This window comes from Methylophilus sp. Q8 (genome assembly GCF_000800115.1).
Classification (GTDB): domain Bacteria; phylum Pseudomonadota; class Gammaproteobacteria; order Burkholderiales; family Methylophilaceae; genus Methylophilus.
In genome coordinates this window covers 2,255,583-2,275,973 of record NZ_JUHE01000001.1, presented here as the reverse complement: position 1 = coordinate 2,275,973, position 20,391 = coordinate 2,255,583, and the positions used below count along the sequence as shown (strand labels likewise).

At 52.2% G+C, this 20,391-nt stretch carries 18 protein-coding genes; 6 read left to right on the top strand and 12 right to left on the bottom strand.

The genetic code is table 11. The features are described from left to right. Nucleotides 1-34: 34 nt before the first annotated feature. The 12 genes from acnB to GQ52_RS10745 form a co-directional block, all read right to left on the bottom strand. Nucleotides 35-2,614 carry a bifunctional aconitate hydratase 2/2-methylisocitrate dehydratase gene (gene acnB, locus GQ52_RS10800; protein ID WP_047517619.1) on the bottom strand — a complete coding sequence of 860 codons (2,580 nt, stop codon included), beginning with the start codon at nt 2,612-2,614 and terminating at the stop codon, nt 35-37. A 195-nt stretch (nt 2,615-2,809) separates the two neighbouring features. Beyond that, nucleotides 2,810-3,133, bottom strand: a complete 324-nt coding sequence (locus GQ52_RS10795) for a hypothetical protein (RefSeq protein ID WP_024931063.1) — start codon at nt 3,131-3,133, stop codon at nt 2,810-2,812. 92 nt (nt 3,134-3,225) lie between these two features. Beyond that, on the bottom strand, nt 3,226-4,731 hold the full coding sequence (locus GQ52_RS10790; RefSeq protein ID WP_047518706.1) for a fumarate hydratase: 1,506 nt from the start codon (nt 4,729-4,731) through the stop codon (nt 3,226-3,228). Nucleotides 4,732-4,756: 25 nt separating this feature from the next. Beyond that, nucleotides 4,757-6,406 carry an acyl-CoA synthetase gene (locus GQ52_RS10785; protein WP_047518704.1) on the bottom strand — a complete coding sequence of 550 codons (1,650 nt, stop codon included), beginning with the start codon at nt 6,404-6,406 and terminating at the stop codon, nt 4,757-4,759. Nucleotides 6,407-6,624: 218 nt separating this feature from the next. Further along, nucleotides 6,625-7,755, bottom strand: coding sequence for a CoA ester lyase (locus GQ52_RS10780; protein ID WP_047517616.1), 1,131 nt, complete (start codon nt 7,753-7,755; stop codon nt 6,625-6,627). Next, nucleotides 7,752-8,039: a succinate dehydrogenase assembly factor 2 gene (locus GQ52_RS10775; protein ID WP_047517614.1), complete on the bottom strand. Its 288-nt coding sequence runs from the start codon at nt 8,037-8,039 to the stop codon at nt 7,752-7,754. The genes GQ52_RS10780 and GQ52_RS10775 overlap by 4 nt, the downstream gene beginning before the upstream one ends. A 9-nt stretch (nt 8,040-8,048) precedes the next feature. Further along, complete coding sequence (locus GQ52_RS10770) at nt 8,049-8,810, bottom strand: succinate dehydrogenase iron-sulfur subunit (protein WP_047517611.1); 762 nt, start codon at nt 8,808-8,810, stop codon at nt 8,049-8,051. Nucleotide 8,811: 1 nt separating this feature from the next. Next, entirely contained in the window at nt 8,812-10,602 is a 1,791-nt protein-coding gene (gene sdhA, locus GQ52_RS10765; protein WP_047518702.1) for a succinate dehydrogenase flavoprotein subunit, read from the bottom strand. A gap of 10 nt (nt 10,603-10,612) precedes the next feature. Beyond that, nucleotides 10,613-10,966: a succinate dehydrogenase, hydrophobic membrane anchor protein gene (gene sdhD / locus GQ52_RS10760; RefSeq protein ID WP_019882586.1), complete on the bottom strand. Its 354-nt coding sequence runs from the start codon at nt 10,964-10,966 to the stop codon at nt 10,613-10,615. Between the two features lies 1 nt (nt 10,967). Further along, nucleotides 10,968-11,366, bottom strand: a complete 399-nt coding sequence (gene sdhC / locus GQ52_RS10755; protein ID WP_047517609.1) for a succinate dehydrogenase, cytochrome b556 subunit — start codon at nt 11,364-11,366, stop codon at nt 10,968-10,970. A 12-nt stretch (nt 11,367-11,378) separates the two neighbouring features. Then, a complete protein-coding gene (locus GQ52_RS10750; protein ID WP_047517606.1) occupies nt 11,379-12,581 on the bottom strand; it encodes a malic enzyme-like NAD(P)-binding protein in 1,203 nt (400 codons plus the stop codon). A gap of 124 nt (nt 12,582-12,705) precedes the next feature. Beyond that, on the bottom strand, nt 12,706-13,440 hold the full coding sequence (locus tag GQ52_RS10745) for a GntR family transcriptional regulator (RefSeq protein WP_019882589.1): 735 nt from the start codon (nt 13,438-13,440) through the stop codon (nt 12,706-12,708). Nucleotides 13,441-13,624: 184 nt separating this feature from the next. Between GQ52_RS10745 and GQ52_RS10740 the strand changes: the two genes are divergently transcribed. The 6 genes from GQ52_RS10740 to GQ52_RS10715 all read left to right on the top strand — a co-directional run bounded on the left by GQ52_RS10740 (nt 13,625) and on the right by GQ52_RS10715 (nt 20,351). Beyond that, nucleotides 13,625-14,506 (top strand): CoA ester lyase, encoded by an 882-nt coding sequence (locus GQ52_RS10740; protein ID WP_024931054.1) that lies wholly within the window; start codon nt 13,625-13,627, stop codon nt 14,504-14,506. An 11-nt stretch (nt 14,507-14,517) separates the two neighbouring features. Further along, nucleotides 14,518-15,576, top strand: coding sequence for a MaoC family dehydratase (locus tag GQ52_RS10735; protein WP_047517603.1), 1,059 nt, complete (start codon nt 14,518-14,520; stop codon nt 15,574-15,576). A gap of 2 nt (nt 15,577-15,578) precedes the next feature. Next, nucleotides 15,579-16,577, top strand: a complete 999-nt coding sequence (locus tag GQ52_RS10730) for a CoA ester lyase (protein WP_047517600.1) — start codon at nt 15,579-15,581, stop codon at nt 16,575-16,577. Nucleotides 16,578-16,703: 126 nt separating this feature from the next. After that, nucleotides 16,704-17,579: a methylisocitrate lyase gene (prpB, locus tag GQ52_RS10725; protein WP_047517597.1), complete on the top strand. Its 876-nt coding sequence runs from the start codon at nt 16,704-16,706 to the stop codon at nt 17,577-17,579. Nucleotides 17,580-17,613: 34 nt separating this feature from the next. Next, entirely contained in the window at nt 17,614-18,783 is a 1,170-nt protein-coding gene (gene prpC, locus GQ52_RS10720; protein ID WP_047517594.1) for a 2-methylcitrate synthase, read from the top strand. Between the two features lie 107 nt (nt 18,784-18,890). Then, a complete protein-coding gene (locus tag GQ52_RS10715) occupies nt 18,891-20,351 on the top strand; it encodes a bifunctional 2-methylcitrate dehydratase/aconitate hydratase (RefSeq protein WP_047517591.1) in 1,461 nt (486 codons plus the stop codon). Nucleotides 20,352-20,391: the final 40 nt, after the last annotated feature.

The window sequence follows — 20,391 nt, the reverse complement described above, 5'->3', positions numbered from 1 at the left end:
ATGCTCCCTTTGTTGTGTCTTAAACCATCAACTGTTAGGCGGTTTCTTGAATCGGAATGACTTTCTTCACATTCTCCAAAGAGCCTGCATATTGGGTCATCTGGTTAAAGTTGAGGTATTTGTAAATCTCTGCTGTATTGGTCAGTTTGCTACCCAGGGTGTCCAGGTACTCTTGCACCGTAGGCATACGGCCCAGCTTGGCGCACACGGCGGCCAGCTCGGCAGAGCCCAGATACACGCGCGCGTCTTTACCCATACGGTTATCAAAGTTACGCGTAGAGGTTGAGAATACTGTCGCCTTGTCAGCCACACGTGCCTGGTTACCCATACACAGCGAGCAGCCTGGCACTTCAGTCCGTGCGCCTGCCACGCCAAAAGTTGAATACACGCCTTCGGCACGCAGCTGTGCCTCGTCCATACGAGTAGGTGGCGCAATCCACAAACGGGTTGGAATACCACCAGCGCCTTCCAGCACTTTACCTGCCGCGCGGTAATGGCCGATATTAGTCATGCAGCTACCGATAAACACTTCGTCAATCTTGTCACCGACCACCGCGGTCAATGGCTTGATATCATCCGGGTCATTCGGGCAAGCCACCAATGGCTCTTTAATATCTGCAAGGTCAATTTCAATCACGTGCGCATACTCAGCATCCGCATCCGGCTGCAACAGTTCCGGTTTTTCCAGCCAGGCTTTCATGCTGGCGATACGACGTTCCAATGTGCGTGCATCGGCATAACCATTCTCGATCATATTCTGCATCAGCACGATATTGGAATTGAGGAACTCAATCACTGGCTCTTTGTTCAACAGCACGGTACATCCATTGGCAGAACGCTCGGCTGAGGCATCCGCCAACTCAAACGCCTGTTCGACTTTCAGGTCTGGCAGGCCTTCAATTTCTAGCACACGGCCGTTAAACACGTTTTTCTTGCCCTGTTTGCCCACCGTCAGCGTACCCTCCTGGATCGCCGCATAAGGAATGGCGTTGACCAGGTCACGTAAGGTGATACCAGGCTGCATTTCACCTTTAAAGCGCACCAGGACCGATTCTGGCATATCCAGCGGCATGGCACCGGTTGCCGCAGCAAATGCAACCAATCCGGAGCCCGCCGGGAAACTGATACCAATCGGGAAGCGGGTATGCGAGTCACCGCCCGTACCCACCGTATCCGGCAACACCAGGCGGTTGAGCCAGGAATGGATCACGCCGTCACCAGCACGCAGGCTCACACCACCACGGCTGGACATAAACTCAGGCAACTCATGTTGCAATTTAATATCCACTGGTTTTGGGTACGCAGCCGTATGGCAGAAACTCTGCATCACCAGGTCGGCACTGAAGCCCAGACAAGCCAGCTCTTTCAACTCGTCACGCGTCATGCCGCCAGTGGTGTCCTGTGAGCCTACCGTCGTCGCCTTGGGCTCACAGTAAGTACCTGGACGCACGCCAAAGCCTTCAGGCAAACCACAGGCACGACCCACCATTTTTTGCGCCAGCGTGTAACCCTTGCCGGTATCTTTCGCCGGGATAGACTTGATAAAGGTATCCGTGTCGCCCAAACCCAATGCCTTACGCGCATTGGCAGTCAGGCCACGGCCAATAATCAGTGGGATACGACCACCGGCACGCACTTCATCGGCCAGGGTCACTGGATTCATTTCAAATGTAGCCAGCATTTCCCCGGCTTCTGACAAGACCTTGCCTTCAAAAGGTTTGATCACGATGACATCCCCCGTGTTCAGCTTGGAAACATCGCACTGAATCGGCAAAGACCCGGAGTCTTCAGCGGTATTAAAGAAAATGGGCGCAATTTTGTTGCCAATCACCACACCGCCGGTACGTTTGTTAGGGATAAATGGAATATCGTCGCCCATCCACCACTGCACAGAGTTGATCGCCGATTTACGTGAGGAACCGGTACCAACCACATCACCGACATAGGCTAATGGCAAGCCTTTTTGCTTCAGGCTTTCAATCGTCGTCAAACCATCGGCCATGCGGTTAATCAACATGGCTTTCGCATGCAACGGGATATCCGGGCGGCTCCAGGCGTCTTGTGCCGGGCTCAGATCATCGGTGTTGGTTTCGCCATCCAGCTTGAACACCACCACTTTGATGGCCTCTGCCAGCGCAGGTTTACTGGTGAACCACTCGGCAGCTGCCCAGGACTCAATCAGCTTTTTGGCATGCGCATTACCCGCCTTCATCTTGGCGTCGACATCATGAAACGCGTCAAACATCAAAATCGTCGTCGACAGCGCTGTCACGGCATGGGCGGCCATCGGCGTATCCAGCAAAGCAACCAATGCCTGTACGTTGTAACCACCAAGCATGGTGCCTAGCAATTCAACCGCTCTTTCAGCGCTGACCAAAGGTGAATTGGCCTGGCTGTTGGCAATATCAGCCAGAAAAGCGGCTTTCACATAAGCAGCCTGGTCAACCCCCGCCGGAATACGGTTTTGTAGCAAATCGACAAGTAAAGCCTCCTGGCCCGCAGGCGGGGCTTTCAACAGTTCAACCAATGCGGCGACTTGTTCCGCATTCAGGGGCAATGGAGGCAGGTTTTGCGCGGCGCGCTCTTTTACGTGGGTTTCGTATGCTTGTAACATGATGTAGGCTCTATCAAAAAAACTAAAGTCGGGGAATGGGCTGGTGTTAACCACAGGCCGCGAGGATTCTTCTCACTTGATTATAATCCAGTCCATTCACCAGAATGTTAACTGCTTGTAACATTCCGGCAATTGATCAAAATGACCGCCGCCAACAGCAACAAAACAACACTGCTCCATGTCACCGTTATCTTGTCAGCGGTTACTGTCTCCATATAACTCTTTGGCAAATGGCGTACTGCAACTTTTTCCGTAAGCAGACGATTCCCATTTATCCAGTAATTCTTTCTGATAGCCCTTGCCGTGCTGTTTTTCCAGGTAGGCACGCACTTCAAACACATCGGCAAAACCGTTGTGATCGCTATCCATCAATGCCACCTGGTCTTCCAGCGTTGGCCCGCTATAACGGCCAGTGCTATCGGTAAAATACTCCAGGGCGGATTCGGCATGCGCAGGCAAACTAATACCTACTGCCAACCCGGCTGTGAACCAAATTACCCCAGTGTTTATTTTTATCATACTCACTCCATAATGACGCTTAGTAGTATGACGTATATTTCCCCAATTCGTGCCTGGCCTCAGTGATGTCGCTCACATTGCAGGCCTGTTATTTATACCGCATGCAAAGCAATGGTTTTTTTCCATTGTGCCGGCCCGGTCTGGTGCACAGATTCCCCATCTGCACTCACCGCCACCGTCACTGGCATATCCACCACTTCAAACTCATAGATGGCTTCCATACCTAATTCCTCAAAAGCCAATACACGTGACTTTTTAATCGCCTTGCTCACCAGATAAGCCGCGCCACCCACCGCCATCAGGTAAACCGATTTGTGCTTGGCAATTTCGACCAAAGCTTCTTCACCCCGCTCGGCTTTACCGATAGAGCCCAGCAAACCGGTGTTCAGCATCATATCGGTGTAACTATCCATGCGCGTCGCCGTGGTGGGGCCAGCAGGACCAACGGCTTCGTCACGCACGGCGTCCACTGGGCCCACGTAATAAATAAACTTATTGGTAAAATCAACAGGCAGCGGCTCACCCTTGGCCAGCATGGTTTGTATGCGTTTGTGCGCAGCATCACGCCCGGTCAGTATTTTACCGGTCAGTAACAAGGTATCACCAGTTTTCCAGGTTTGTGTTTCTGCGCGCGTGACGGTTTCAAGGTTCACGCGCTTGGCTTGTGGGCTCGGCGCCCAATGCACGTCAGGATACACATCAGGATTCGGTGGCGTCAGTTCAGCCACACCAGAGCCATCCAGCGTAAAGTGCACGTGGCGCGTTGCCGCGCAATTAGGAATAATCGCCACCGGCAGACTGGCTGCATGCGTCGGATAATCCAGGATTTTCACGTCGAGCACGGTGGTCAGGCCGCCCAGGCCTTGCGCCCCAATGCCTAATTGATTGACCTTTTCATATAGCTCCAGCCGCAGCTCTTCAATGCGGTTTTGTGCACCGCGTGCCTGCAACTCCTGAATGTCAATCGACGCCATCAGTGACTCTTTGGCCAACAACATGGCTTTTTCAGCACTGCCACCAATACCGATGCCCAGCATACCGGGCGGGCACCAACCTGCGCCCATTTCTGGCACCACTTCCAGCACCCAATCGACAATGCTTTCGTTAGGATTGAGCATCGCCAGTTTCGATTTATTTTCAGAGCCGCCACCTTTAGCCGCAATCTGGATATCGACGGTATCCCCGGCCACCATCTCAACATGGGTAATGGCTGGCGTATTATCGCGCGTATTTTTGCGTGCCCCTGCCGGGTCGTTCACAATAGAGGCTCGCAGCATATTGTCTGGATGCAGGTAAGCACGTCGTACGCCTTCATTGACCATCTCTTCCAGCGTCATATCGCCTTCAAAACGCACCTGCATGCCTACCTTGATAAAGGCCACCACAATCCCGGTATCCTGGCACAAGGGGCGCTTACCCTCGGCGCACATACGCGAATTAGTCAGAATTTGAGCAATGGCATCTTTGGCGGCAGGAGAGGCTTCTTTTTCATAGGCAGCCGCCAACGCCTGGATATAGTCTTCCGGGTGATAATAAGAGATATATTGCAGGGCATCAGCAACACTCTCGATAAAGTCTTGGGTTTTAATCAGGGCCATTGTATTTTCTTCAACCAGGCATCTTTCAGCGGGCATTGCTTTTTAAATAGGCAATGGCGGGGCTTACATCTTTACGCAAGATTTTACCATTTTTGGTGCGTGGAAACTCTTTGGCCAGATACACAGTTTTAGGCGCCTTGTAAGCGGCCAAATGCTGTTTGCCAAACGCCATCAATTCTTCCGGCGCAATCTCGGCATCCGGTTTGGGGATGACATAAATCACCACCAGCAATTTGTCTTTTTCAAGCTCTTCGCCCACAGCCGCACAATCTGCCACGGCTGGGTGGCCTTTATACACGCGCTCAATCTCGTACGGCGACACGCGATAGCCAAAACTCTTGATAATGTCATCCTTGCGGCCCAGGAACCAGATATAGCCATCTGCATCGTATTTGGCATAGTCGCCGGTAAAGAAATAGCCATCGTGTTTATATTTGGCGGTTTCTTCGGGCAGGTTCCAGTAATTAAGAAACAAGCCAGGGTCGGTGTCAGGGACGCAAATCATCCCCTCCTCGCCCTCTGCCACGGGCTCAAGTGTTTCAGGGTTCAATAACTCAATGGCGTGACCAGGCTGTGGAAAGCCCGCCGAACCGGCACGAATGGGCCGGAAAACGCTTTGCGACAGATAGTAAGAAAACTCACTCATGCCTACGGCTTCATAAATATCCAAGCCAAATCGTTCACGCCATTGCGTCAGCACTTCGTCTGACAAATGCTCACCTGCGCTCATAAAATGGCGCACGCTGGGAATATCTGCTTGGCTAGCCTTGGTTTTTTGTAACAACTGCCGGTAAATCGTTGGCACACCGATAAAAATGGTCGCCCCATGTTTCGCAATCAACTCCAGCCATTTTTGCGCATCGTTTTTACCTTCATGCACAATCACCGTTTTACCCAGGTACAAGGGATCCATCAGGCCAGTACCCAGCACATAGGTCCAGTTAAACTTGCCGGAATGCATGATACGGTCCTGGGCAGTGTCGCTATAGTTAAACCAGTATTGCGCAGCCGTTTGGCGACCCAGCAACGCGCGGTGCGCATGTAATACACCTTTGGGATACCCGGTCGTACCGGAGGTATAGACCAGGTAGGCGGCATCTTCGCCACGCGTGGCATAAGCTGGCGCAAGCTGCTGCACAGTAGCTAATGCAGCTTCCAGTGACAACACATTGAATACGGTCGAATCTTCAACCGCACCTTGCAATTGTGTCAATACAATGTGTCTCAGATTAGGCGTTTGCGAGATATTCTGCTGCATCTTGGCAGACATACTCGCCCAGGCAGCGGCATCGGTAACAAGCACCACGGCACCTGAATCCTTGGACAGGTAAGCCACCTCTTCCGCAGTCAACAATGTTGAAGTCGGCACCGAAATCGCACCGATTTTCATCGTGCCTAAAAAAGCAGTCGGATAATCCAGGCTGTTAGGTAAACGAATCAGGACACGGTCACCCGGCAGCACACCCAGCTCACGCAACACTTGGGCAAAGCGATCCGTCCTGGCTGCCAGCTCGGAAAAGGTGATAGCACTGGTGCCAAAGGTGTCATCTTCCACAATCATGGCAATTTCATCGGCTTTTGGCGTGCCCAAGTGGCGATCACTACACGCCACCCCGATATTGAAAAATTCAGGGATTTCCCATTGCCATTGTGGATAAGGGGCCAACTGTGTCATGTTCAAACCTTTCCATTCGCTCTGTGCATGCATGGTTTATGCGATGCTGATTTTGCATTTCTTTTGAAAATGCTTTTTTTAAATCTTTCAATACGCGTATCAATACGCGAGCGGGATGAAGCACAAGGCGCACGGAACACAGAAACCGGAATGTACTTAAAGTACATGAGGATTTCGAGTACCGCGCAACGCAGTGATTCGCCCGCGCAGTCATTGATCTATAACAAAATGCCGTAGGGCCAGTTTTGTCGCACTACTTGCGCCGGCATCAACTGCAATACATGCAATGCAAACTCCATGTCGCTCACTTTTAAGGTGCGCAAGGCATGCGCGCGCAACAGCGTCTGCAAGGCTTTACCAAACATGGGTGGATCCAGCATTTCACCATCGAATTTGATCGCACCACCGAGCAAGGCATCCGCCTCAATCGCCGCTTTTAAAATAGCCACTTTCTGGTTAATTTCAGTCGGCGACGGTGTATAAGCGGTTTTACACAAATGGATATGACCAGGATGTATCACCTGCTTGCCGGTCAGGCCCATGGCAGCTTCCTGGCAGGCATGTTTATAGACCACACGCGACTCGTTATCGCCATGCAAATCCAGCCAGCGGCGCACATCGTGTGGCTCAACAAACTTATCCGGCATGATGTTGCTGCCAATCAGGGTTTCCACACCGCCAATCACGCCTTTACCGGCGATCCTGGCCTCAAAAATCAACTGGTTGATAAAGTAAAACAGTTCTTCAATCCAGTGCTCGGGCGTGATATGTATGCCCAGCGCTTTGGAGAAGTCATGAATACCAAACACCACGTGTTTAACCGTGTCGTATTGCATCAACTCCGGCGCAATTTTGAGCGACTTCGGGTGCTCGATAATCGGCTGTATGGTGATATGCGGATTGATACTGAGCAAAAAGCTGGACAGATCACGCACCTCAGCCGCACCGTAGGACTCACCGGCCTTGGCCAGCATGACAACGTCGATATACTCGCCCATGTCGCGCACCAGCTTCATATCCTCTTCGTACTCGTCGGTACGGAAAGAGTTGGCACGGATGGCAATGGTCACGCGTTCATTCACCTTGCGCAGCTTGGGCAACTCCTGGCGCAGCAAAGTACGGCTCATTTCCTTCTGCCTACAGCCATCTTCCAGGTCAAAAATCAGCGTATGCGCATTGGTGAAATGCGCATGCTTGACCATGCGGTTGGCCGCCTGCTCCATGTCTTCATAAATGCCCAGGCTGGGCGCATATTTCACCGGTGGGTAATACAACTGTATCCCTGGCCAGTAATCTCCCAATGCGCTAGCATCCAGTGCAATTGGCTCTTCTCCCATGTGCTGACTCATGCGGTTTCCTGTTCTGCCGTGGGCCGGCTTGCTCTTAATTTTTCAAGAATGGCAGCGGACTGTGTTGCCGCGGGTTGCGGATTCACACCCTGGATCAAATCCCAGAACACGTTGTCTGGCAGCTCGAGCAAAGCATCCAATTGCTCCATTTCCGCCAGGGTCAGTCCGCTAAAGTGTTCGCTGACAAAACGTTGCAACACAATATCCAGCTCCAGCATGCCACGGCGGCAACGCCAGGCCAGGCGCCGCTGCTCTGCTTCCCGTAAAATCTCAGCATTCAACATACGTCGCTCCTATAACACCTTGATACCAAAGATCTTCTTGCCGGGCCCATTTTTGCCAGACTTGGCTTCGCTATGCGCCTTGGCCTTTTCAATCTTGAGATCTTTAATCGCCGCAATCGCCGCATTCGGATTGAGTTTTTTCGGGCACACATCAGTACAGTTCATAATGTTGTGGCAGCGATACAAACGATATGGATCTTCCAGGTTTTCCAGGCGTGCATCCTGTTCCTGGTCGCGACTATCGGCAATAAAGCGATAGGCCTGCATCAGGCCAGCCGGGCCGACAAACTTGTCCGGATTCCACCAAAAGCTCGGGCAAGAGGTGGTACAGGCGCCACACAAAATACACTCATACAAACCATCCAACTTGGCACGGTCTTCCGGGCTTTGCAAGCGTTCAGTGTCTGGCGGCGTGTCATGGTTTTGCAAATAGGGCATCACCGAGTGGTAGTTATCAAAAAACTGCGTCATATCGACGACCAGGTCGCGAATCACCGGCAAACCAGGCATGGGGCGCAATACTACAGGCTCCTGTAACTCACTGAGTTTGGTGATACAGGCCAGGCCATTTTTGCCATTAATGTTCATGGCATCACTGCCGCACACGCCTTCACGACAGGATTTGCGCATGCTCAGTGATTCATCCAGTTCTTTAATCCGCATCAAGGCATCCAGCAACATCTGGTCGCTGTCTTCCAGCGTGACGTCGTAGTCCTGCATATAGGGTTTTTTGTCGACATCAGGGTTAAAGCGGTAGATGGAAAAACGCATATCAATACACCCTTTTCTTTAACTCAAATGTTTCTACGGTCAATGGTTGCAGGCGCACTGGCTTGTAAGCCAGTTTTTGCTCGTGGGCAAAATACAGCGAATGACTGAGCCAGTTGGCATCGTCACGATCAGGATAATCTTCACGTGCATGGGCACCACGGCTCTCCTGACGGGCATGCGCGGCTTGCATGGTGGCCAGTGCCACTTGCATCAGGTTATCCAATTCCAACGCTTCGACGCGCGCGGTATTAAAGACTTTGCTTTTGTCGGTAATTCTTAAGTGCTGTGCTTGTTGGGCGACTTGCTGAATCGCACTGACGCCCTCCTCCAGTAACTCGGGGAAGCGGAACACACCGCAGTGCTTTTGCATGGTTTGGCGCATGGTCAGACCAACCTCGGCCACTCTCTCACCGTGACCATCACTTTCCAGCCGGTTTACACGTGCCAGCGTGGGATCAGCAACATGCGCTGGTAATGGTTTATGCGCTTTGCTGCTTGCAATATCGGTTGCCATTTTGTCACCCGCGGCTTTCCCGAATACCACCAGGTCGAGCAAAGAGTTCGAGCCCAAACGATTGGCCCCATGCACCGACACACAGGCGCACTCCCCCACTGCATACAAACCATTGACCACGCGTTCAGACTGGCCATCATGCACGACCACCTGGCCATCGAGGTTGGTTGGAATACCGCCCATCATGTAATGCGCAGTCGGCACCACAGGAATAGGATGATTGGTAGGATCAACCCCGGCAAAGGTTTTAGCGATTTCGCGGATGCCAGGTAAACGCTTGCTGATAATGTCTTCACCCAAATGATCCAGTTTCAGGTACACCGCGTCCTTGTGTTTGCCTATGCCACGGCCTTCTTTAATCTCAGTCGCCATGGCACGCGACACTACGTCGCGGCTGGCCAGATCTTTGGCGCTGGGCGCATAACGCTCCATAAAGCGTTCGCCTTCACTATTTACGAGGTAACCGCCCTCACCACGCACGCCTTCAGTAATCAGCACACCGGCATTCAATACACCGGTCGGGTGAAACTGCCAGAACTCCATATCTTGCAGTGGCAGGCCCGCGCGTGCGGCCATGCCTAGGCCATCACCAGTATTGATATAAGCATTGGTACTGGCCTGGAAAATACGGCCACCGCCACCCGTCGCCAACATTGTGGCCTTGGCATGGATGACATGAATATCACCGGTTTCAATTTCCAGGGCAATCACCCCCAGCACATCGCCGTCCGCATCACGGATCAGGTCCAATGCAAACCATTCGATCAGAAATTGCGTATTGGCTTGCACGTTACGCTGATACAGCGTGTGCAACATGGCATGTCCAGTACGGTCAGCCACGGCACAGGTGCGTGAAATCGGTTTTTCGCCGAAATTGCGGGTCATGCCACCAAACGGACGCTGGAAAATGCGACCGTTTTCCAGACGGTCAAACGGCATGCCAAAGTGCTCCAGCTCAATAATGGCTTTGGCTGCATTGCGGCACATAAACTCAATCGCATCCTGATCACCGAGGTAGTCCGAGCCTTTGATGGTGTCATACATATGCCACAGCCAATTGTCATCAGACACATTACCCAGGGCTGCCGCAATACCGCCTTGCGCCGCCACCGTATGTGAGCGCGTCGGAAATACTTTGGACAATACGGCCACATCAGCGCCCGACTCAGCCAGTTGCAGCGCGGCACGCAAGCCGGCACCGCCGCCGCCAATAATGACGGCATCCACCTGATGATGCTGGATATTGCTTGCACCTGTCATATTAGTTAGACCAGCCATGCCACTCACCTTAAAAATTCATTCCAAATAAAATCCATATCACCGCTATGGCATTGCCCCATACTGCGAAATTCACCAGCCATTGCAGCACGGCCCGGATACCTAAATGCGGCACGTAATCGCGCAACACATCACGTACGCCTAACCAGGCATGCAACAGCATGCAGGCAAAAAACCACACCGAGAGCAGACGCCACCAAAGCGGTGCAAACAAGGCCTGCCACTCGCTGTAATCCTGTGGCGACAAGCACATCACTCGCAACCATAGCAGCAACAAAACAACCGCCATCGACAGTGCACACAAGCGCTGTGTCAGCCAGCGGCGCATGCCTGGGTATTTGGCCGTCAGTAACTCAAACAACATGCTAGCCTCTCACCCAAATCGCCCAGATCACAAACACCATGGTGACTGCCACCAGCCACAACACCACCCGGCTGGAGAAGCGTGCTTTTTGTAACGTCGTCATCCAGTGCACATCCATAGCCAGGTGGCGGATGCCCGCATAAAAATGATGGAAGAAAGCACATGCCAAGGCGGTGATCAACAACTTCACCGGCCATTGCGCGAGTTGCTTAGCCACGGTGGCGTAGCCTTGCGCACTGGACAGTGACAAATACAAGGTCCATAACAACAGCGGCTGGATCAGAAACAGCACCACCCCGCTGGCGCGATGCAGAATCGACACCACCGCATTCACCGGCAAGCGGATGGTCAATAAATCCAGATTCTTTGGGCGCTGTTTTTTTTGCTTCTTTACAATCATGCTAAATAACTCTTACTCACCTGCATTGGCCGCACGCGCCACGGCACCGGCCACGTATTCCATCAAGCGTGGATCAAATGGTTTGGGGATAATGTAGTCTTTACCAAACGACAAAGACTGTAACTGATAGGCCTCCAGTACTTGTGGTGGCACAGGCTCACGTGCCAACTGGCTCAGCGCTTTGGCAGCCGCCACTTTCATCTGCTCGGTAATCTGTTTTGCCTGTGCGTCCAGTGCACCACGGAACAAGTAAGGAAAACACAAGGCATTATTGACCTGGTTAGGGAAATCACTACGGCCAGTCGCCATAATGACGTCATCACGCAAGGCAAACACCTGGCTGGGCAGGATTTCAGGATCAGGATTGGCCAGGGCAAAAATGACCGGGTTCGCGGCCATCAGTGGCACCAGTTCTGGTGGCAAACCATTTTTAGCCGAGACACCAATAAACACATCCGCCCCTTGCATGGCATCTGCCAGCGTTTTGATATTGCCAACCTCAATTGCCAACTCGCGGTTGTTATCATGTAAATCGTCGCGGCTGTAATCGAGCACCCCCTTGCGATCGACCATGGTGATGTTGGTGGCACCCATTAACTTGAGCAGCTTGGCACAGGAACAACCCGCTGCACCCGCGCCTAAAAACACAATTTTGGCGCGGGGCAACGTTTTGCCTTGGAGATCAAGCGCATTCAACAAAGCGGCTGCCACAATCACGGCCGTGCCATGCTGATCGTCATGAAATACCGGGATATCCAGGCGTTTCTTTAATTCATTTTCAATATAAAAACAGTGCGGCGCAGCAATATCTTCAAGATTGATGCCGCCAAACGTCGGCGCAATATTCACCACGGTCTGGATAAATTCATCCGGCGTCGCGGCATTGACTTCAATATCAAATACATCAATATCCGCAAAGCGCTTGAACAACACGCCCTTGCCTTCCATGACTGGCTTGCCTGCCAGCGCTCCCACATTGCCTAAACCCAGCACCGCAGTGCCATCGGTAATCACTGCCACCAGATTACCCTTATTGGTGTACTTATAGGCATTGGCCGGATCTGCCTCGATTTCACGCACTGGCTCGGCCACACCCGGCGTATAAGCCAGCGATAAATCCTGTTGCGTGGCACAAGGCTTGGACGACTCCACGCTCAGTTTCCCTGGTTTGGGAAACTGGTGGTAATCCAGCGCGCGTTGCTTTAAATCGTCCATGACTTCTCCTTGGGTTTTCTATTCTTTTGAATGATTCAAAAACTTCAACAGCAAGGCGGACAAGCGCAGACAGTGCATATGGCACGGCAAGCGCAGTCCAACGCCGCTGATGAAGATTTTTCAATCATTCTAATTCGCTCATGTAGTGGTGATCGTCAGTCAGACACAAACCCAAACGCCACTCCATCGGCTTATCGCCATAAGTAAATGACACGCGCTCTATACTCAGCAGCGGATAACCTTCTTTCAAGCCCAAAGCCTTGGCCACTTCCGCATCCGCCGCGACTGCTTTAATACGCTCCTCCGCCCGGATCATGCGCACACCAAACTGTGATTCATACATGCTATACATCGAGCCATTGCTCTCTTCTACCTTGGCGCGGTTCAATCCTTTAAATGGTGCGGCAGGCACAATAATGTGGTCATAAATCAGAGGGCGACCCGAGAACGTCAGCAAACGCTTCACATCTATGGTGGTTGCGCCAGCCTTCATTTCCAGCACCTTACCGATATGCACACTGGCTTTACCTTTAATGCAGGAGATAAACTCATTCTGCAGCATTTCTTTCTGGCCATTTTCTGCGGTCAGACGCAAGAAACGCAGCTTGACGTCATCCTGGTTGTGCGTAGCAACAAAAGTACCTTTGCCCTGGCGCCGAATCAGGATGTTTTCTGTCGCCAGGCTATCAATCGCCTTGCGCACAGTGCCCTGACTGACTTTAAACCGCTGCGCCAGGTCAATTTCGCTGGGAATCATATCTCCGGGGCGCCACTCCCCGCCGATCAGGCTTTGCGTGATCAGCACTTTAATTTGGTCATACAGCGGCCGGTAACTCGGCGACCCTAACTGCTTATCCATAGATTCGACTCCATTCATGATTGGCACCATCAATTGCACCTGAAACAAGGTTTTTAATTTATATCACAGCGCTTTTTTATTGTCCACTATTTTATATCTTATATAAGACATAAGATATTTGTTGACACAGTTTTTTTATTCATGAATAATGAATCTAATTTCTTGCCGTAACAAAGGAAAACCCATGTCATATGCGCTCAGACCCAGACGCTCGATGCTATATGTTCCTGGCTGTAATCAACATTACCTGGAACGTGCTCGCTCGCTCGCGGCAGACTCTGTCATTCTGGACCTGGGCGACCCTATTCTGGTCGATGCCAAAATTCAATCACGCCACAACGTGGTGAATGCGGTGCAGCAAGGTGGCTACGGCAAAAGAGAAGTCGTGGTGCGCGTCAATGACTTGCACTCCATCTGGGGCCATGACGACATTCAAGCGGTGGCCAATATTGGTGCAGATGCCATTTTGTTTCCTAATATAGAGTCACGCGAAGATGTATTGCAGGCGCAGCAGTTACTAGATGAGGCTGGCGGCAAAAATGTACCCATGATGGTCATGATAGAAAGCCCGCTGGCCGTATTGAATGCCAAGGAAATTGCCGCAGCCTCAGACCGCGTCATCTGTATGGTGATGGCAACCTCAGATCTGATTTCACAACTTCACGCCCGTGTGACGCACGAACGTTCAGCCATCCTGACCTCATTATCCCTGGTGGTGCTGGCCGCGCGCGCTTACGGCAAAGGCGTGATTGATGGTATTACGTCAGATTTCAAGAACATGCATTCGTTTGAATATGCCTGCCGCATAGGCCGAGACATCGGCATGGATGGCAAATCGCTGGTGCATCCGGCGCAAATTGCTTATTGCAATGACGCGTATACGCCACAACGCGCAGAAGTCGAACATGCGCGGCTGATTATCAAAGCCCTCAAAGAAGCCAACGAGGGTGGGCGCGGCACGGTGGTGGTGAATGACAAACTGGTCGAACATCACCATATCAAAGCCGCACAACGCTTGATTCAACTGGCAGAGGCCATTGCCGAGCTGGAAGAAGAGTTTATATAAAGGAGTTGAAAATGAGCACAAAAATCAACACCGGACGTTTTTTCGAACATTTTGTACTGGGTGAAACCATCCAGCACGCCACGCCGCGCACCATCACGACAGGTGACACGGCGCTGTATATTGCGCTAACGGGCGCACGCAACCCCCTACATTGCAGCACGCCGCTGGCACAGTCGTTGGGTTACCCGCAGATGCCGATTGATGACCTGCTGGCGTTTCATATTGCCTTTGGCAAGACCGTCCCAGATATCTCAGTCAATGCCGTCGCCAATCTCGGCTACGCAGATGTACGGTTTATCCAGCCCGTATACGTGGGCGACACGCTGACAACCGCCAGTGAAGTCATAGGCCTTAAACAGAATTCCAGCGGCAAAAGTGGCGTGGTCTGGGTGCGCTCAACCACGGTCAACCAGCATCAGCAACCAGTACTCAGCTGGGTACGCTGGGTGATGGTGCACAAGAAAAATCAGGAGGCGCCAGCGCCGGACACTGTCATTCCTGAGCTGCCTGAATTTGTCAGCCCCGAATCATTAGCCGTGCCAGCCCACTTCAAGCTCAATAACAGCCTGGGCACAGCCACAGCTGGTCAATACTGGTGGGACGATTACGAAGTGGGTGAATGCATGCGCCACCCTTCTGGCCTGACCATCAATGAAAGTGACCATACTATGGCCACGCACTTATATCAGAACAATGCGCGCCTGCACTTTGATGCGCACCTGATGAAAAGCACACCGCAGGGCCAGTGCCTGGTATACGGCGGCGTGGTGATTTCGGCCTGTCGTGCCCTCAGTTATGAAGGCCTGGAAAACGCCATTGCGATCCTGGCGATTAACGGTGGCACCCATGCCAATCCAAGTTATTCGGGTGACACCATTTATTGCCTGACCAAGGTATTGGATAAATGGGCCCTGCCCCATCCTGAGTTAGGCGCATTGCGCTTACGTATGGTCGGCGTCAAAAATATGCCGCCAGCCACCCTAGAAAACATCAAAACCACGCAGGGCTATCACCCGCACGTGGTGCTCGATCTCGACTATACCGTTCTTATTCCACGCAAAGGAAACTAAACATGGCTGTTCATCCAAATCAGGCACTTTTTGGCGGTGAAAAGCCGTTTCCGGTGATTCCGGCTTGTGAACATTTTGCCGGTAGCGAAAAGTTGATCCTGAAAGCCTTGTCGTTACAAGACCCGGCCACGCCTAATGCTGCAGGCCCGGTATTTGATATTACCTGTGATTGCGAAGATGGCGCCGCCAGCGGCCAGGAACAAGCACATGCAGAAATGATCGTCCGCATACTGAATTCCGAAGCCAATAAATACAAAATGGCCGGGGCACGTATTCACGACTACACGCACCCGCACTGGAAAAAGGATATCGACATCCTGGTCGGCGGCGCGGGGGAAGTGCTGAGCTATATCACGATTCCTAAATGTACCGATATCGCCCAAGCCCGTGAAATGATCACCTATATTCAGCAAGTCGCGAAGCAACACGGCATTCGCCGTGAGATTCCGGTACATATCCTGATTGAAACGCATGGCGCACTCAGACAAGTGCATGAGATTGCACAACTGCCCTGGTTGCAGGTGCTGGATTTCGGCCTGATGGACTTTGTCAGCGCCCACCACGGCGCCATTCCCGCCGCAGCCATGCGTAGCCCAGGCCAATTTGACCACCGGTTGCTGGCACGCGCCAAGACCGAAGTCGTCTCTGCCGCGCTGGCCAATGGCGTGGTGCCTGCGCACAACGTGACGCTAGACCTGAAAAATGTAGAAGTCACTTACAGCGATGCGTATCGCGCGCGTAACGAATTCGGCTTTATGCGTATGTGGAGCATCTATCCGACGCAGATTCAGGCCATTGTCGATGCCATGAAACCTAATTTTGACGAGGTGACAGACGCCGCCAATATCCTGCTGGCAGCACAAGCGGCCGATTGGGGGCCAATTCAGTATGCGGGTGAACTGCATGACCGTGCCACCTATCGTTATTTCTGGGAAGTGCTGCAAAAAGCCAAGCAAACCGGTGTTGCCATGCCGGAAGATGCTGAACACGCCTTCTTTTAATACTTAGCCACAGAGATCACAGAGCACACAGAGCACACAGAGAAAATCTGAGACATTTTTTATTCAGCTTGATGTATCTCTCTGAGACCTCTGTGTTCTCTGTGGCTTAAAGATAAGGGTTTAAATATGCAACAAATCACAACAGCAGGCGCGCGTTTCCGCGCCGCACTGGCCGCAGAAAAACCATTACAGATTATCGGTGCCATCAATGCCTATCACGCCATGCTGGCCACACAATCCGGGTTTAAAGCCATCTATTTGTCTGGCGGCGGCGTTGCTGCAGGCTCCTTAGGTCTGCCAGATTTAGGCATTTCTAGCCTCGAAGATGTATTGGTCGATGTGCGCCGGATTACCGATGCCGTCGATACGCCATTGCTGGTCGATATTGATACTGGGTTTGGCGGCGCCTTCAACATTGCGCGCACCATTAAAAGTGTCGCCAAAGCGGGGGCAGCGGCCGTGCATATTGAAGACCAGGTCAGTGCCAAACGTTGTGGCCACCGCCCCAACAAGGCGATTGTCAGCCTGGACGAAATGGTAGACCGCGTCAAAGCTGCAGTGGATGCCAAACCTGATGATGACTTTGTCGTTATGGCGCGCACCGATGCGCTGGCGGTAGAAGGTTTGCAATCCGCCATAGACCGCGCCTGTGCCTGTGTTGAAGCTGGCGCCGACATGATTTTTCCGGAGGCCATGACAGAACTTGGCATGTACCAGCAGTTTGTTGATGCAGTTAAAGTGCCGGTACTGGCAAACATCACCGAATTCGGTTCTACACCGTTGTTTAGCGTAAGCGAACTGGCAACCGCTGGCGTAGGCATGGTGCTATACCCCTTATCAGCTTTTCGCGCCATGAACCAGGCCGCGCTTAAAGTGTATCAAGGCGTGCGCCAGGATGGCACACAAAAAAATGTATTGGACCTGATGCAAACGCGTGCCGACTTGTATGAGCACCTGGGTTATCACGCTTTTGAACAGAAACTAGACGCGCTGTATAAATAATCAACACACGCGACCAGAAACAAGGAGGTTAGTTATGAACACCACCACTGATCCAACCATTGCAGCCACCGAAGCCCCGAAACGCAAAAAAGGCGTCGCGCTGGCGGGTGTGGCTGCCGGCACCACGGCCATTTGCACCGTGGGCCATAGCGGTAATGACTTGCATTACCGTGGTTACGATATCATCGAACTGGCAACACATGCGACGTTCGAAGAAGTCGCTTATTTGCTGATACACGGCGAGCTGCCCACCCAACCACAGCTCACCGCTTATCACCAAAAGCTCAAAAAGCTACGCGGCCTGCCCAGTGCACTTAAAGCCGTACTGGAACAGATTCCTGCCAATGCGCACCCTATGGATGTGATGCGCACGGGTTGCTCTATGTTGGGCACATTGGAGCCAGAAGCCATTGACCGCAATACGGCGGGCGCACAGGCATTAGGTGATCGATTAATTGCCTGTTTTGGCTCCATCCTTATTTACTGGTACCAATTTAGCCACCGTGGTGTGCGGATTGAGGTAGAAACCGATGACGATTCGATTGCCGCCCACTTCCTGCATATCTTGCATGGCAAAAAACCGTCTGCGTTGCATATCAAGGCCATGAATACTTCACTGGTGCTGTATGCCGAGCATGAGTTTAACGCATCGACTTTCGCCTCACGCGTGATTGCTGGCACCCTGTCTGACTTGTACTCCTGCATCACGGGGGCCATTGGTGCCCTGCGCGGCCCCAAGCATGGTGGCGCCAACGAAGCGGCGATGGAGATTATCGAGCGCTACAAAACAGCGGATGAGGCAGAGTCTGACATCATGGCGCGTATGGCACGCAAGGAAATCATTATTGGCTTTGGCCATCCGGTCTATACCATCGCCGACCCCCGCAATGAGTCGATTAAAGCTGTCAGCAAATCACTCTGCCAAGATGCAGGCAATATGACATTATTTGATATTTCTGCCCGCATTGAAGAAACCATGTGGCGCGAGAAAAACATGTTCCCCAACCTGGACTGGTACAGCGCCTCCAGCTATCACATGATGGGCATCCCAACTGGCATGTTCACGCCTATCTTTGTGATTTCACGTACCACCGGCTGGGTAGCTCATGCCATTGAGCAACGTATAGACAACAAGATTATTCGTCCGAATGCGGAATACAACGGCCCGGATAACAGACCGTTTGTACCTTTGGAAAAACGTTAATTTTTGCCACAGAGGACACAGAGAGCACAGAGAAAATCCTTTTCTCGACCAGCTCTGTGCTATCTCTGTCCTCTGTGGCTTAATCTTTTATTTGAAAGAAACACATTATGTCCGCCCATATTTCCAACGTTCGCCCTGACCCAGATCAGGTGATTGTTGATATTGCCAATTACGTGGCAGATTTTGAAATCAACTCGGCTGAGGCCTATGACACCGCCCGTAACTGCCTGATGGATACCTTGGGCTGTGGCTTCGAAGCCCTGGATTATCCGGCTTGCACCAAATTACTGGGGCCGGTGATTGCCGGGACTGTAGTGCCGAATGGCGCCAAAGTACCAGGGACCTCTTATCAGCTGGACCCTATCCTGGCGGCCTTCAACATCGGTGCCATGATCCGCTGGCTGGATTTTAACGATACCTGGCTGGCGGCAGAATGGGGCCACCCTTCTGATAACCTGGGCGGCATCCTGGCTTCTGCCGACTATATGTCACGCAAACACGTAGCTGAAGGCAAGGCGCCGCTGACGATGAAAGACGTACTGACCGCCATGATTAAGGCGCATGAAATTCAAGGCGTGCTGGCACTGGAAAACAGTTTTAACCGTGTGGGCCTGGACCACGTGATCCTGGTTAAAATCGCCTCAACCGCCGTGGTGACCAAACTATTGGGTGGTAACAAGCAAGACATTATCAATGCCGTGTCTAACGCCTTTGTTGATGGCCAAAGTTTGCGTACCTACCGTCATAGCCCGAATACAGGCTCACGTAAGTCCTGGGCGGCTGGCGATGCCACCTCACGTGCGGTGCGCCTGGCCTGGATGACACTGCAAGGCGAAATGGGTTACCCAAGCGCACTCACGGCCAAGACCTGGGGCTTCTATGATGTCCTGTTTAAAGGCAATGCCTTCAAGTTCCAGCGCCCTTACGGCAGTTATGTGATGGAGCAGGTATTGTTCAAAATCTCCTTCCCGGCCGAGTTCCATGCACAAACCGCGGTGGAGTCTGCATTCCAGTTAAACAAAGAGGTCGGCAATCGCCTGCAAACGCTGGAAGATATCGCCAATATTGAGAAAATCGTCATCACCACCCATGAGTCGGCGATTCGCATTATTGATAAAACCGGCCCCATGAATAACCCGGCCGACCGCGATCACTGTATTCAGTATATGGCCGCCGTGGGCTTGCTCAAAGGCAGTTTGACGGCGCTGGACTACGAAGATGCCGCAGCAGCCGACCCACGCATTGATGCCCTGCGTGACAAAATGACTTGTGTAGAGAAGTCAGAATACACACGTGACTACCTCGACCCGGAAAAACGCTCGATTGCCAACGCCATCCAGATTTTCTTTAAAGATGGTACGCAGTCCAGCAATATTGCCGTGGAATATCCGATTGGCCACCGCCGTCGCCGTGGCGAAGGCATCCCGGAGCTGGTGAAGAAATTCCAAGTCAACCTGGCGCGCCGTTTTGATTCAGCCAGACAAGCCGAGATTCTGGCTTTGTGTCAGGATCAGGCCAAACTGGAAGCTACTTCAGTCAATCAGTTTGTGGATATGCTGATGGTTTAAACACGACGTGTACGCAGTCAATTGGCTGCGTACACAACCC

What these genes read in the sequence shown, in the direction of transcription:
- acnB (WP_047517619.1), bottom strand. Translation starts at nt 2,614, where the DNA reads ATGTTACAAGCATACGAAACCCACGTAAAAGAGCGCGCCGCGCAAAAC.
- GQ52_RS10795 (WP_024931063.1), bottom strand. Translation starts at nt 3,133, where the DNA reads ATGATAAAAATAAACACTGGGGTAATTTGGTTCACAGCCGGGTTGGCA.
- GQ52_RS10790 (WP_047518706.1), bottom strand. Translation starts at nt 4,731, where the DNA reads ATGGCCCTGATTAAAACCCAAGACTTTATCGAGAGTGTTGCTGATGCC.
- GQ52_RS10785 (WP_047518704.1), bottom strand. Translation starts at nt 6,406, where the DNA reads ATGACACAGTTGGCCCCTTATCCACAATGGCAATGGGAAATCCCTGAA.
- GQ52_RS10780 (WP_047517616.1), bottom strand. Translation starts at nt 7,755, where the DNA reads ATGAGTCAGCACATGGGAGAAGAGCCAATTGCACTGGATGCTAGCGCA.
- GQ52_RS10775 (WP_047517614.1), bottom strand. Translation starts at nt 8,039, where the DNA reads ATGTTGAATGCTGAGATTTTACGGGAAGCAGAGCAGCGGCGCCTGGCC.
- GQ52_RS10770 (WP_047517611.1), bottom strand. Translation starts at nt 8,810, where the DNA reads ATGCGTTTTTCCATCTACCGCTTTAACCCTGATGTCGACAAAAAACCC.
- sdhA (WP_047518702.1), bottom strand. Translation starts at nt 10,602, where the DNA reads ATGGCTGGTCTAACTAATATGACAGGTGCAAGCAATATCCAGCATCAT.
- sdhD (WP_019882586.1), bottom strand. Translation starts at nt 10,966, where the DNA reads ATGTTGTTTGAGTTACTGACGGCCAAATACCCAGGCATGCGCCGCTGG.
- sdhC (WP_047517609.1), bottom strand. Translation starts at nt 11,366, where the DNA reads ATGATTGTAAAGAAGCAAAAAAAACAGCGCCCAAAGAATCTGGATTTA.
- GQ52_RS10750 (WP_047517606.1), bottom strand. Translation starts at nt 12,581, where the DNA reads ATGGACGATTTAAAGCAACGCGCGCTGGATTACCACCAGTTTCCCAAA.
- GQ52_RS10745 (WP_019882589.1), bottom strand. Translation starts at nt 13,440, where the DNA reads ATGGATAAGCAGTTAGGGTCGCCGAGTTACCGGCCGCTGTATGACCAA.
- GQ52_RS10740 (WP_024931054.1), top strand. Translation starts at nt 13,625, where the DNA reads ATGTCATATGCGCTCAGACCCAGACGCTCGATGCTATATGTTCCTGGC.
- GQ52_RS10735 (WP_047517603.1), top strand. Translation starts at nt 14,518, where the DNA reads ATGAGCACAAAAATCAACACCGGACGTTTTTTCGAACATTTTGTACTG.
- GQ52_RS10730 (WP_047517600.1), top strand. Translation starts at nt 15,579, where the DNA reads ATGGCTGTTCATCCAAATCAGGCACTTTTTGGCGGTGAAAAGCCGTTT.
- prpB (WP_047517597.1), top strand. Translation starts at nt 16,704, where the DNA reads ATGCAACAAATCACAACAGCAGGCGCGCGTTTCCGCGCCGCACTGGCC.
- prpC (WP_047517594.1), top strand. Translation starts at nt 17,614, where the DNA reads ATGAACACCACCACTGATCCAACCATTGCAGCCACCGAAGCCCCGAAA.
- GQ52_RS10715 (WP_047517591.1), top strand. Translation starts at nt 18,891, where the DNA reads ATGTCCGCCCATATTTCCAACGTTCGCCCTGACCCAGATCAGGTGATT.